The 12,793-nt window shown below is 41.1% G+C and carries 12 protein-coding genes and 1 pseudogene; 11 read left to right on the top strand and 2 right to left on the bottom strand.

Going from position 1 to position 12,793, the window contains the following annotated elements; translation table 11 throughout:
• The first annotated feature begins 19 nt into the window (after positions 1-19).
• The 11 genes from ctaD to GTQ43_RS21185 all read left to right on the top strand — a co-directional run bounded on the left by ctaD (position 20) and on the right by GTQ43_RS21185 (position 11,569).
• Entirely contained in the window at positions 20-1,756 is a 1,737-nt protein-coding gene (gene ctaD / locus GTQ43_RS21235) for a cytochrome c oxidase subunit I (RefSeq protein WP_265274720.1), read from the top strand.
• Positions 1,757-1,900: 144 nt separating this feature from the next.
• On the top strand, positions 1,901-2,527 hold the full coding sequence (locus tag GTQ43_RS21230; RefSeq protein ID WP_265274719.1) for a heme-copper oxidase subunit III: 627 nt from the start codon (positions 1,901-1,903) through the stop codon (positions 2,525-2,527).
• A 378-nt stretch (positions 2,528-2,905) separates the two neighbouring features.
• Positions 2,906-4,102: a serine/threonine-protein kinase gene (locus GTQ43_RS21225; protein WP_265274718.1), complete on the top strand. Its 1,197-nt coding sequence runs from the start codon at positions 2,906-2,908 to the stop codon at positions 4,100-4,102.
• 222 nt (positions 4,103-4,324) lie between these two features.
• Positions 4,325-5,401, top strand: a complete 1,077-nt coding sequence (locus GTQ43_RS21220) for a PstS family phosphate ABC transporter substrate-binding protein (protein ID WP_265274717.1) — start codon at positions 4,325-4,327, stop codon at positions 5,399-5,401.
• Positions 5,402-5,575: 174 nt separating this feature from the next.
• Positions 5,576-6,082 carry a hypothetical protein gene (locus tag GTQ43_RS21215; RefSeq protein WP_265274716.1) on the top strand — a complete coding sequence of 169 codons (507 nt, stop codon included), beginning with the start codon at positions 5,576-5,578 and terminating at the stop codon, positions 6,080-6,082.
• Between the two features lie 227 nt (positions 6,083-6,309).
• Positions 6,310-6,636, top strand: a complete 327-nt coding sequence (locus tag GTQ43_RS21210; protein ID WP_265274715.1) for a DUF6464 family protein — start codon at positions 6,310-6,312, stop codon at positions 6,634-6,636.
• Between the two features lie 226 nt (positions 6,637-6,862).
• Positions 6,863-8,113 (top strand): ABC transporter substrate-binding protein, encoded by a 1,251-nt coding sequence (locus tag GTQ43_RS21205; protein WP_265274714.1) that lies wholly within the window; start codon positions 6,863-6,865, stop codon positions 8,111-8,113.
• Positions 8,114-8,120: 7 nt separating this feature from the next.
• Complete coding sequence (locus GTQ43_RS21200; RefSeq protein ID WP_265274713.1) at positions 8,121-9,071, top strand: branched-chain amino acid ABC transporter permease; 951 nt, start codon at positions 8,121-8,123, stop codon at positions 9,069-9,071.
• A gap of 16 nt (positions 9,072-9,087) precedes the next feature.
• Entirely contained in the window at positions 9,088-9,690 is a 603-nt protein-coding gene (locus GTQ43_RS21195) for a Uma2 family endonuclease (RefSeq protein WP_265274712.1), read from the top strand.
• A gap of 39 nt (positions 9,691-9,729) precedes the next feature.
• Complete coding sequence (locus GTQ43_RS21190) at positions 9,730-10,692, top strand: branched-chain amino acid ABC transporter permease (protein ID WP_265274711.1); 963 nt, start codon at positions 9,730-9,732, stop codon at positions 10,690-10,692.
• Between the two features lie 106 nt (positions 10,693-10,798).
• On the top strand, positions 10,799-11,569 hold the full coding sequence (locus GTQ43_RS21185; RefSeq protein WP_265274710.1) for an ABC transporter ATP-binding protein: 771 nt from the start codon (positions 10,799-10,801) through the stop codon (positions 11,567-11,569).
• A gap of 15 nt (positions 11,570-11,584) precedes the next feature.
• Here GTQ43_RS21185 and GTQ43_RS21180 read toward each other — a convergent pair whose 3' ends face one another.
• Together GTQ43_RS21180 and GTQ43_RS21175 are read right to left on the bottom strand one after the other, a co-directional pair.
• Positions 11,585-11,821: a hypothetical protein gene (locus GTQ43_RS21180; protein ID WP_265274709.1), complete on the bottom strand. Its 237-nt coding sequence runs from the start codon at positions 11,819-11,821 to the stop codon at positions 11,585-11,587.
• A gap of 52 nt (positions 11,822-11,873) precedes the next feature.
• Positions 11,874-12,783: pseudogene (locus GTQ43_RS21175) on the bottom strand (Rpn family recombination-promoting nuclease/putative transposase).
• Positions 12,784-12,793 lie beyond the last annotated feature (10 nt).

Here is a 12,793-nt window from a genome sequence, read left to right as displayed (position 1 = left end):
CTTTGCACTCAGCACTCTTATGACACAAGCTCAGTTGCAAGAAACTGCCAATATCCCTGCCCTTCTTGAGGAACCAGGGGTTAGAAAATGGCAAGACTTCTTTGGCTTTCAAACCGACCATAAGGTGATTGGGATTCAATACCTAGTCACTTCGTTTATTTTCTACTGCATTGGCGGTGTGATGGCTGACTTGGTTCGCACAGAACTGCGAACTCCAGAGGTAGATTTTGTTACCCCAGAAGTCTACAACAGTCTATTCACGCTGCACGCCACGATCATGATTTTCCTTTGGATCGTGCCAGCTGGGGCAGGATTTGCTAACTATCTAATTCCCCTGATGATTGGGGCAAAAGATATGGCATTTCCTCGGCTGAATGCTGTCGCCTTTTGGATGATTCCCCCTGCGGGTGTGTTGCTCATCGCCAGTTTAGTAGTAGGTGATGCACCAGATGCAGGTTGGACTTCCTACCCTCCCCTGAGTTTGGTAACAGGACAAGTGGGTGAGGGCATTTGGATTATGAGTGTCCTGCTGCTAGGTACGTCCTCAATTTTGGGGTCGATAAATTTCCTGGTGACATTGCTGAAGATGCGTATTCCCAGTATGGACATCCACAAAATGCCCTTGTTCTGCTGGGCGATGTTCGCTACTTCCTCACTGGTTTTGGTATCAACCCCAGTTTTAGCGGCAGGTTTGATTCTGCTTTCCTTTGACTTAATTGCCGGAACAACATTTTTTAACCCAACTGGCGGTGGAGACCCTGTAGTATACCAGCACATGTTCTGGTTTTACTCCCACCCTGCGGTTTACATCATGATTTTGCCCTTCTTTGGAGCAATTTCAGAAATTATCCCCATCCATTCCCGGAAGCCGATTTTTGGCTATAAAGCGATCGCTTATTCATCTCTAGCTATCAGCTTTTTGGGGCTAATTGTTTGGGCACACCACATGTTTACCAGTGGTATCCCCGGCTGGTTACGGATGTTTTTCATGATCACCACTATGATCATCGCCGTACCCACAGGGATTAAAATTTTTAGCTGGTTAGCAACTATGTGGGGTGGAAAAATCCAGCTTAATAGTGCTATGTTGTTCGCCATCGGCTTTGTCGGCACTTTTGTAATTGGCGGCATCAGTGGCGTAATGTTGGCAGCAGTGCCCTTTGATATTCACGTCCACGACACTTATTTTGTGGTGGCACACTTGCACTATGTCCTATTTGGTGGTAGCGTGCTAGGAATTTTTGCAGCTATTTACCATTGGTTCCCGAAAATGACGGGACGGATGGTAAACGAATTTTGGGGTAAGGTTCACTTTGCCTTGACTATTGTCGGTTTAAACATGACCTTCTTACCCATGCACAAACTGGGTTTAATGGGCATGAATCGCCGGATCGCTCAATATGACCCCAAATTCACCACATTGAACGAAATTTGTACGTATGGTTCTTACATACTGGCGATTTCGACATTTCCCTTCATCATCAATGCTATTTGGAGTTGGTTGTACGGCGAGAAGGCTGGTAATAATCCCTGGAGAGCATTGACCTTAGAGTGGATGACAACCTCACCACCTGCGATCGAGAATTTTGATCGAACCCCAGTACTGGCCACAGGCCCCTACGACTACGGTTTGGAAAGGGCTAACGAAGATGTGCCTTTATCCGATCCCAATCCAATTTTGTCTGGCGGGCCAAACTCAGTATTAAGAGCAGAACCAGATCCAGCCTTTGCTGCTAATCCCGAAGACCGGAAATAAACAGGGGACTGGCGAAGAAGCAAGGGAGCAGGGAGCAAGGGAGAAAAGTTTTCCCCTCAGCAAGAGCAGCACCCCGCCCCTCTACCTTTTTTAAATGCCCAATCCCCTATACCCAATGCCCAATTCCCCACTTAATCAAAATTCATGCAAAGTCAAACTATTGACCCAGCTAAAACCGAACTCAATCATCACCACGCGGCGGAAGCGTCTGTCGGTCATCACGAAGAACATCCAGATCATCGCCTGTTTGGGCTATATGTCTTCCTGATTGCTGAAGGGATGATTTTTATGGGGCTGTTTGGAGCCTACTTAGCTTTCCGTGCTACCTTACCTGTGTGGCCGCCAGCAGGGACTCCAGAATTAGAACTATTGTTACCTGGAGTGAACACCATCAATCTAATTTCGAGTAGTTTTGTCATGCACAATGCTGACACTGCTATTAAAAAGAACGATGCACGGGGTGCGCGAATCTGGTTAGCAATTACCGCTCTCATGGGCGCTACTTTCTTGGTGGGTCAAGTATATGAATATACCCATTTAGAATTTGGTTTAACTACCAATTTATTTGCCAGTGCATTTTACGTTTTGACTGGTTTCCACGGATTGCACGTTACTATTGGGGTTTTAGCAATTGTTGCTGTGTTGTGGCGATCGCGCCTTCCGGGTCACTATAGTAGCGAAAAGCACTTTGGTATTGAAGCAGCCGAAATCTACTGGCACTTCGTGGACGTGATTTGGATTATTTTGTTCGGATTACTGTATCTACTGTGAGTATTAATTATTTAGTTGTTTACTCCACGCGAACAACTTATAATCTGCCCCCAATAGGGGGCTTTTTTATTAACAGTACGCGGAAGTCCCCACCTTCCATGTACTCATAAAGTGGCGATTGTGAGCGGGTGATGACGATTGCATCCAAGTATTGATTTATTCAAAAAATAAATTTTATCGAAATTTTGGGTCTAAAACCCCGTCCCTTCGGCAAGCTCAGGGCAGGACACCTTTAAGTGGTAGAATGATGGCAACAGGAAGGGTAATTAACCTGTTTAAAAACCCAATTGCTGCAAATACCAACAAATCTAGTGGCTGGTATTCATAGCCTCACTCAAGCTCTAAATGGTCAGTAAATTAACAAGTAGTATACGCCACATGAGCCAGAACCCTTTAGTCAGAAAAACAATCCGAAGTCGCTTTGAGACTGTCAAACTGCTGGGAAGCGGAGAATCTGGAAATACTTACTTGTTAACAGGTTCTATAGGTAACAGGAATAAATACTCCTTCGCTAGAAAAACACTTCGGAATCGCTTTGAAATTGTTAAACAATTAGGAAGCGGAGGATCTGGTGACACATACTTAGCCGTAGACTTAGATTTACCAGGACAACCCCATTGTGTCGTCAAACATTTCCACCCAAAAGATCCCAATCCGGCTGTTTTACCCATTGCTAAAAGCCTATTCGATCGAGAAGCGGAAGTTTTATACCAACTAGGCAACGATCACGATCAAATTCCTAGACTGTTTGCCCATTTTGATGAAGATGGAGATTTCTATTTAGTCCAGGAGTTTATTGACGGTCATGCCTTAACTCAAGAAATTACACCAGGTGAGCGTCTTAGTGAGAATGCAGTCTTAAATTTATTAAGAGACATCCTAGAAGTGCTGGCATTTGTCCACCAACACAATATTATACATCGGGATATTAAGCCTCAAAATTTAATGCGGCGGCACTCCGATCGAAAAATTGTGTTAATTGACTTTGGGAGCATTAAGAAAATTGGTGCTTTAGGAGGAGGCTTAACAATTTCTGTTGGAACTCCTGGTTATATGCCAGGCGAACAGGCTAAAGGAAAGCCAAAACTTTGCAGCGATATCTATGCAGTAGGGATGATTGGCATTCAAGCTTTGACAGGTGTAATACCTGAACAGCTACCAGAAGATCCCAATACTGGAGAAGTTGTCTGGCGCGAACAGGCAGAGGTAAGTGATGCTGTAGCAGATATTTTAGATACAATGGTTCGCGATCGCTATAACCAGCGTTATCAATCTGCTACAGAAGCTTTGCAAGCACTTAATTCAAATCTAGCGTTGTCACAGTCTTCACAATCTGCTGACATCAAGCAAAATACTGATCATAGCGATTTGCTAACCTATAAAAACTTTACTTTGCTGCTGGGGATAGGTCTTGGTGCTACCACTAGTTTGATAATAATGGTTTTAATCTATACATTTGTCAGTACGGGTACATCCTTTCCAAACCAACCTACTCAACTAAAGAACTTGATAGAAAGATTTGTTGGCTCACAGTTAAATAATACTAATAGCCTAGTAATCAAATCACCTACTTAATAGAGAAGTGTGTAAAAGCAATTGCCCCATTGTAAATACTACTAAAAAAGCAAAATGAATCTCACTATATGAAAAAGAGTTAATCATCTAGGAGCAATCATAAAAACACTTATTAACTAGCTATTGTTATGTTTACTTTTAACCTGAATAATCTAAAGATTATTCAAGGAGAAATACTTAGATATTCATGTAATATACATACAATAAACAACATTTAAAAATATGGACAATACAAATCACAAAAAAGCTTTAATTAACAGCGAAATCGCCCTCTTTCTCAGAGGTTTGATTATTGGTAAAGTACTGACACTTATGGTTATTGGCGGACTGTTATGGTGGTTACTGAAACCGAATTTATCGTCCCGCAGTAGCGTTGATTCTTCCTCTAATCAAAGTTTCAACAGAGTCTCCAGTACTGCATCGAATTTTAAGACCGTTACTGATGTCCCCAATGCTGCGTTTAACTACGGAGGTAGTACAGCTTGGGCATCTATTCGGCAATTAGTAGATTCTCAGATCCAAAGCGATCGCCCGGAACTACAATTACGCTATGTAGATCCTGTTAATAGTAGCCCTGGTTCTAGCTCAGGTATTCGGATGTTGCTTGATGGGAAACTAGACTTTGCTCAGTCCTCCCGTCCTCTTACAGATGAAGAACAAGCTATTGCCAAAGAACGAGGCTTCAGCCTTGAGCAACGTCAGGTGGGTATGGATGGGATAGCAGTGGTAGTTAACCCATCCCTGAAGGTATCAGGTTTAACTGTCGATCAATTGCGGCAAATTTATTTAGGGCGAATTACTAACTGGAATCAAGTAGGTGGGCCAAATCTACCCATTACACCTTTGTCTCAACGACCAGAAGACGCAGATACAGTCATATTCTCTAGCAACAGCGACTTGAAGGGGCAAGCACTTGGCTCTAATGTACAATATGTCTACTCTACTACAGAAGCAGTGCGCCAACTCAGTAAAATCCCTGGTGCTGTGTATTATGCTTCTGCCCGTTCAGTAGTTCCTCAATGTAGTGTGAAAGCTTTGCCCTTGGGTCAGAATTCTGGTCAGCTAATTACCCCCTACCGTGAACCGATGATATCGCCTGAGCAATGTCCACGTCAGCGCAACCAGCTAAATACTCAGGCTATCAAAGATGGCAGTTATCCGATTATCGCTAACTTGTTTGTGATTATTAAGCAGAATAAAGGTCGGGAAGAGCAGATTGGGTATGCATATACCAAACTTTTATTAACTGACCAAGGGCAAAAAGCTATTGAACAAGCCGGTTTCGTCGGGGTTCACTAGTAGATTTAAAAGATAGTTAAGTCCCTTTACTGAGATCCCTAACTTCTTAAAGAAGTCGGGGGTCTTATTTCTGTGCGTTTGACTCAGGATTGCTATATGTATCAATTATATAGTACAAATATACTATTTTCTGCTAAAATGCCTTAAAAGTCAGCTAGCCTTACTTGAGGTAGTATGAAAAAAATCCCAGACACGCACAAAAAGCCAATTTTGCTCAAAGTTTCGCTTTTGCAGCATACATCTGTAACTACTGCCATAGCGCCACTGCAACCCCAACAGGAAAAAATCATCAGTGAACGGGAGCGTTTAATAGCACAAGTTGAACGGATCAACTGGATGGCGGGAGAGTTAGAAGCAGCGATATTAGAGTTAAAAGCGATCGCTAACACACTCAATACTCAAAAACGTTATCCACTCTTGAAAAAAGAAGTAGACGCAAATATTTGTCAGTATTTCGCAGTTAGCGTCCCTTGGGTGAAACGAAAGGCTGACGAATCATTTATTTTGACAACGCGAAGAGTTGATTTATTCCGAGCCGAAAGAGAAGCTGCACTGCTAGCACAGCAACTTCGGCAGCAAACAAAAAAAAGATTAGCATCACAGCGGCATAGAAAAAACAAGGGTGGGACGAAGACTCACACAGGACAATTTTGCAAAAAAGTCTTAGTCAACAAATCTTAAAATTATCAACATTCAACGGCAGTTACCGCCTGGGGTTGTAACAGTTATGCTGATTGAAGTGGCAGAAGGAACTTCTTCGTTAAAATTGCTAGATACCACACTGCCATTGCTAATTGCCACCAACTATAGTTGCAATTAGGCACAACTGCCCTAATATTTGCACTTCCGTAAAACCAGGGTGCAACATCAGGGACAATCAATCAGCGCCCAGAAGAGGTAAAAAGAAGGTGTTAAAGACACTTTTAGTAATTGCCGTTGGTTTTTTACCGTCCCTGATTTCCCTGTGGGCGATCCGCAAAACCCATGCGCGATCGCGTTTACGGTTGAGACAAGCAGCCATGAATTTTTCAGAGGTGCAGGGACGGCAAAATGTTAGAGCAGTTGAAGGCGATCGCTATTATTTAGAAGGGGTGGGTTATCTAATTGGCGATATCAGCTGCAAATTTAATGCCCGATCTGGCTATATGCGTTGTGCTGTCAACCCAGACGGCCCATGTAACGGTTGTCGTCACTACGAACCCAAAGGATTACTTAGTAGCGAAAAAGGAGTTTAAAAGCCCTGACTGAGTAATCAACTAAACTGATGGGGAATGATAAAATCATCACTAATTACAATAATTTGTATTTAGAAGCACTTTGAATATTTGTCTTTGCATGGTCAAATAAGAATGATTTAATAGAATTCGGGCGAAAGTGTAAATCTGCATCATTTGGTTTGCAGATTATGAAGATTACTATTAACTTTTGCTGAATATCTAATAACTACATGATTATTTAACGATGAACAATGCGATCGCTCGAACAACAGCATTATTATCAACTTGCGCTTTGCTACTAACAGGCTGTGGCGGTGGCGGTAGCACTGTGACAAGTTCTCCAAGTAGTACCACCAATAACACTGCAACTGATAGCGCAACCACAACGGGTACAGTATCGGGTGCTATTCCCATCGGTATTGCTGTTGCTCAAACTAGCAATGTTGCATTACTCGGTCAAGAGCAAGTTGTTGGAGCCAAACTTGCCGAAAAGTATTTCAATAGTAAAGGTGGTGTTAATGGCACACCAATTAAATTAGTATTTCAAGATACTAGCGGTGATGAAGCAGGGGCAATTAACGCTTTTCAAACTTTAATTAATAAAGATAAAGTTATTGGGATTGTCGGGCCAACTTTATCACAGCAAGCCTTTAGTGCTGATCCCGTTGGTGAGCGGGCAAAAGTACCAATTATTGGGCCATCGAATACTGCTAAAGGCATTCCCGAAATTGGTGATTACATTGCTCGTGTTTCTGCACCAGTTTCTATTGTTGCACCTAATTCTGTGAAAGCGGCACTTAAGCAAAATCCCCAACTTAAAAAAGTCGCGGTTTTCTATGCTCAAAATGATGCATTTAGCAAGTCAGAAACGGAAATATTTCAACAAACAGTTAAGGATCAAGGGTTGGAATTAGTAACAGTCCAAAAATTCCAAACCAGTGATACAGATTTTCAAAGCCAAGCTACCAATGCCATTAATCTCAAACCAGATTTGGTCATTATTTCTGGTTTGGCTGCTGATGGTGGTAATTTGGTGCGACAATTGCGGGAACTGGGTTATAAAGGCTTAATCGTCGGTGGTAATGGTCTAAATACATCAAATATATTACCAGTTTGTAAAGCACTTTGTGATGGCGTATTGATTGCTCAAGCTTACAGTCCAGAACATCCAGGTGAAATTAACGCGGCATTTCGGAAAGCCTATGCTGAGGAATACAAAAAAGAGCCACCCCAATTTAGCGCCCAAGCTTTTGCAGCAGTACAGGTTTATGTCGAAGCGCTGCAAGCTTTAGATAAAAAGAGCAAAGTCAACAAATTACAGCTACCAGAATTGCGGACAGAATTAAACAAACAGATACTTATCGGAACATACAATACACCACTGGGTGAAATTGGTTTTACTCCCATAGGTGAAGTTGTGCAAAAAGATTTCTATGTTGCCCAAATCAAGATGGCGAAAGACGGGAGTCAAGGTAAATTCACATTTCTAAAATAGTTGCTACATGAATATCAATCTGTTTTTGCAGCAATTATTAAATGGGTTATCCATTGGTAGCGTTTATGCAATTTTTGCATTAGGATATACCTTGGTTTATTCCATTTTGGGCATCATTAATTTAGCTCATGGGGCAATTTTTACTTTGGGTGCATATTTTACTTATGCACTTATAGGTGGTAACTTTGGATTTAATGGCTTGTTGGCTAATGCAGCCTTACCGATAAAATTACCATTTGCTATAGCCTTGATTTTAGGAAGTACCTTGGCGGGATTAGTAGGGGTATTAATGGAACGGATTGCTTTTCAACCTTTGCGCCGTCAAGGATCTGATCCCTTATTAACTGTTGTTTCCAGTTTGGGGGTAGCAGTGGTAATTGTGAATTTAATTCAGTATTTAGTAGGGGCAGAAAGTTACACATACCCCGCAGATACTTACGGAAATTTGCCACCTGCAATTAACTTTGGTAGTTCAGAAAATCCAATTCCGATTCGCAGTGTTCAGGTGGTAATTTTTACTGTATCAGTGGTGATTGTGGCAATTCTTACCTATTTTATCAATCGGACTAAATATGGTAAGGCAATGCAAGCGATCGCAGAAGATCCGACTACAGCTAGTTTGTTAGGCATTAATAGCGATCGCTTTATCATCTTAACATTCTTCATCAGCAGTTTCTTAGCAGGATTAGCAGGAACTTTAGTCGCCTCCAGTGTTAGTATTGCTGGGCCATATTTCGGCATTGCTTTTGGTTTACGGGGTTTAGCGGTAATTGTTTTAGGTGGTTTAGGTAGCATTCCCGGTGCGGTGCTAGGAGGCTTAGTAATTGGATTAGTTGAAGCTTTTGTTCCAGCCGAATATTCCGGTTACAAGGACGCTGTAGCTTATGGAATATTATTTATCATGTTGTTAGTTAGACCCCAAGGTTTGCTAGGACGACGGTTTATTCAGAAAGTTTAAAAAAAGACGTAGCGCTATGAAAACATCTATTAAACAAAAATTAACTTTTGATGATTTTTTGGAACAGTGTCCAGAGGAAGGTTTATATGAACTTGTGGATGGAGAAATTGTAGAAGTGCGTGCAACAAGAAATCATGATGATGTCGCTAATTTTATGTTGTTTGGTTTCAATGATGAAATTAGACGACTAAACCTAAATTATGTAGTTAATAACACAGCAGTCTTTAGAACTATAACTGCCAATGGAATAGAACAAGGACGCAAGCCTGATGTTAGTGTGATAGATAAAGATGTATGGCGTTCAAATCGTTCTGCTTATTCTGCATCGGAAGAACCCATCCAGTTAGCTATAGAGGTGACATCAACTAATTGGGAAGATGACTACATTGATAAATTGGATGAATATCAACGTTTAGGTATTACAGAATATTGGATTGTAGATTATTTAGCAATTGGATTAAGAGAGGATCTAGGAAATCCCAAAGTTCCAACTGTGTTTGTTTTTCTATTAGATGCTGAGGGTAAATACCAACGTACACATTTTAGAGGTTCAGAACGAATTGTGTCACAAACTTTTCCTGAGTTGGCGCTGACAGCAGAGCAAATATTAACAGCTTAAAAATTGATAAAAATGATAGCTTAATCAAAATATTTTATAATGTCTGAATTTTTCTCTACTTATGAATCACCAATAGTCTACATGGTATTGGAGGCTTTATTAGGATTATCGCTTTACTTACCCTTAATGGCTGGACAATTGTCTTTAGCTAGTCCTGGATTTTATGCTTTAGGTGGATATATTGCAGCAATTTTATCTACAAAAGTTTTCCCATCTAGTAATAACTTATTTCCGATTCCATTACTTTTATTGGAGATGTTGATAGCTGGTTTAATCTCCGGTATATTAGCTGTAATAGTGGGAATTCCGGCATTGCGGTTGCGAGGAATTTACTTAGCGATCGCAACTATTGCTTTTGTAGAAGTATTGCGAGTTGTATCCTTAAATCTAGATATTACAGGCGGTGCTGTCGGTATTTTTGGTATTCCTCAACCATTCCAAAGCCAAATTGAATATTTATGGATTGCCGTACCATTACTATTAGTTAGTATGGTATTATTTTATCGTTTAGAACGGATTCGCACAGGTAGAGCATTCATCGCCATCCGCGAAGATGAATTAGCCGCCAGTGCAATGGGAATTAACCCCACCTACTACAAAGTTTTAGCTTTTACTCTCGGAGCAATTATTGCCGGAATTGTCGGGGTAATCAGCGCTCATTTTCTCAATACTTGGAATGCGCGACAAGGTACTTTTGATGCTAGTATTACCTATTTGACGATTGTACTAATTGGTGGTTCTAGAACTTTTTTAGGTTCGGTTGTCGGTGCGATTGTATTGAAAGTTTTATTAGAAATTGTCTTACGAAGAATAGCCGATATAGGGATTTTACCGAATTGGTTAGCACAATTCTTCCGAGATGGTAGATTAATTATTTATGGTATATTAATAGTCTTAGGAACTATATTTTTTCCCCAAGGATTTGTCACTCCAGATATTTTGAAAAAAGTTAAAAATCAATTGATAAAGTTAATTTTTAAAACCTCAAAACAGACAAATTAATAAACATAATATTATGAAGGCTAAATATGATTATTATCGAAAATATTAATGCACCGATAATTATGATTGGTGAAAAAGCAGCCGATTTGATTAAAGCCGCAGCGCAATGACAAATAACATTGTTTTAGAAGCCAAATCACTGACTCGCCGTTTTGGGGGTTTAGTAGCGGTGAATAATGTATCTTTTACAGTCAATCAACATGAGATTTTTGGATTAATTGGCCCTAATGGCGCGGGGAAAACAACACTGTTTAATTTGATTACAGCTTTTATTCCCCTTTCTAGTGGGGAATTATACTATCAAGGTGGTAATATTTCCCAGCTACGTCCGCATCAAATTGCAGGTTTAGGTATCGCTCGGACTTTTCAAAATATTCGTTTATTTGGTGAGTTGTCAGCGTTAGAAAATGTAATAATTGGGCGACATTTGCATAATAAAAGTAATCTATTAACAGGACTTTTGGGATTACCACCAGCCCGTCGGGAAGAGAAGAAGAGTAGGCGAAAAGCTCTGCAATTGTTGGAGATGGTGGGATTGGGCGATCGCACTGACGAAAAAGCCAAAAACTTTGCTTACGGCGATCAGCGTCGGCTAGAAATTGCCCGCGCTTTAGCCCTAGAACCGCAGATTTTACTTCTTGATGAACCGGCGGCGGGGATGAACCCCAACGAAAAGCAGCAACTCAGTGAATTTATCCGCAGTCTGCGACAAGAGTTGAATTTGACGATTGTCTTGATTGAACACCATGTACCCTTAGTTATGGGTTTGTGCGATCGCATTGCCGTGTTAGATTTTGGACAGTTGATTGCTTTGGGTGAACCATCTATAGTTAGAAACGATCCGGCTGTAATTGAAGCTTATTTGGGTAATGAGTAATAAATAACTTGAGAATTACAAAATCTGTTGCAATTCCTCAATAGTATTTGCAGTGACAATATTTCGTAAAATTGTCTTCAAACGCTCCAAATCCTGAATTTGGTTAATTTCTGGCATTAATTGTAAGCTGCGATCGCTAAATTTCAACTCTAAATTAATTTCAATCGCAGAAAGTATTCCTTGCAGTTCCCCGCGTGCTTCTCCTTCGCGTAAAATTTCTTGATACCAAGGTGATTCACGTAGTACAGACATATCTCACCTCATGATTTCTTGAACGAGCGTATTCTCTAAAACAAAGTGGAATTCATGTAAACAAAATTTGCACGAATTCGTCTAAAGAATTCACTGCGATCGCGCTATCCATTAAATTTTCTAATTGTTCCACACTTTCGCTCTCAAGCCTTGCTTCTACTTCATGAGGAATTTCGCCAAAACGTCGTCGCAATACTCGAATTAACTGCTGTCGTCCACCCTGCTGAAGACCTTGCTGAAGACCTTGCTGAAGACCTTGCTGAAGACCGCGTTCCTCACCTTCGTTGAGAATTTCCTGATACCAAGGCGATTCTCGCAATACTGCCATATCCCACCTCATGATTTGTTGCACTAAAGGCGTGTCTAAGACAAAGCTAGCAAAAAATGCTAGCAATGATTCTAATTGGTTCAACTGTGGGTCTGCTTGTAGCGCCTGTAATGCGCGTTGCACAACTAATACCTCTCCCCCTCCTCGCAGGATTGGCACAAAGGGTAATAATGATGGTAGTGGTTGCTCAAACACTATTTCAGCATCGATTTCCCACAAATTAATTACGCGATAATCTTGGATGGCACGTAATCCCAGAAATTCCTGCTCGTAACTACTGACAATAGTTCTCGTAACTACTGACAATAGTTAAGGTGGATGGAGGCGGCAAAATGTTAATGAGGACTGGGTAAGTTGGCAATCGGTAGCGTTCTTGTGCCAAAGCTGTGTATGCTCTCATGCGTAGAGGCATATGTGTTGTGTAACGCAGTTGTAGTTCATTTAGTACTAGAAAATCTCCGTGAGTAGGACTGTATGCCTTCACCAACACATCTGTTTCCCGGCTAATCCACTGAAACTCAGAACCGATAATTTCTTTAGCCACAACTTCAGGAAGTTGTGTCACCCACTGTACCCATGCATCGGGAGCTAAATTAATTAATCGTTTGCTACCAATATCTGCTGCTTTTGCCACAGTACGCTTA

This window comes from Nostoc sp. KVJ3 (assembly GCF_026127265.1).
Taxonomy (GTDB): domain Bacteria; phylum Cyanobacteriota; class Cyanobacteriia; order Cyanobacteriales; family Nostocaceae; genus Nostoc.
This window is presented reverse-complemented; position numbering and strand designations above follow the sequence as displayed.

Coding starts and splice junctions, on each gene's coding strand:
- ctaD (WP_265274720.1), top strand. CDS start 20: ATGACACAAGCTCAGTTGCAAGAAACTGCCAATATCCCTGCCCTTCTT.
- GTQ43_RS21230 (WP_265274719.1), top strand. CDS start 1,901: ATGCAAAGTCAAACTATTGACCCAGCTAAAACCGAACTCAATCATCAC.
- GTQ43_RS21225 (WP_265274718.1), top strand. CDS start 2,906: ATGAGCCAGAACCCTTTAGTCAGAAAAACAATCCGAAGTCGCTTTGAG.
- GTQ43_RS21220 (WP_265274717.1), top strand. CDS start 4,325: ATGGACAATACAAATCACAAAAAAGCTTTAATTAACAGCGAAATCGCC.
- GTQ43_RS21215 (WP_265274716.1), top strand. CDS start 5,576: ATGAAAAAAATCCCAGACACGCACAAAAAGCCAATTTTGCTCAAAGTT.
- GTQ43_RS21205 (WP_265274714.1), top strand. CDS start 6,863: ATGAACAATGCGATCGCTCGAACAACAGCATTATTATCAACTTGCGCT.
- GTQ43_RS21200 (WP_265274713.1), top strand. CDS start 8,121: ATGAATATCAATCTGTTTTTGCAGCAATTATTAAATGGGTTATCCATT.
- GTQ43_RS21195 (WP_265274712.1), top strand. CDS start 9,088: ATGAAAACATCTATTAAACAAAAATTAACTTTTGATGATTTTTTGGAA.
- GTQ43_RS21190 (WP_265274711.1), top strand. CDS start 9,730: ATGTCTGAATTTTTCTCTACTTATGAATCACCAATAGTCTACATGGTA.
- GTQ43_RS21185 (WP_265274710.1), top strand. CDS start 10,799: ATGACAAATAACATTGTTTTAGAAGCCAAATCACTGACTCGCCGTTTT.
- GTQ43_RS21180 (WP_265274709.1), bottom strand. CDS start 11,821: ATGTCTGTACTACGTGAATCACCTTGGTATCAAGAAATTTTACGCGAA.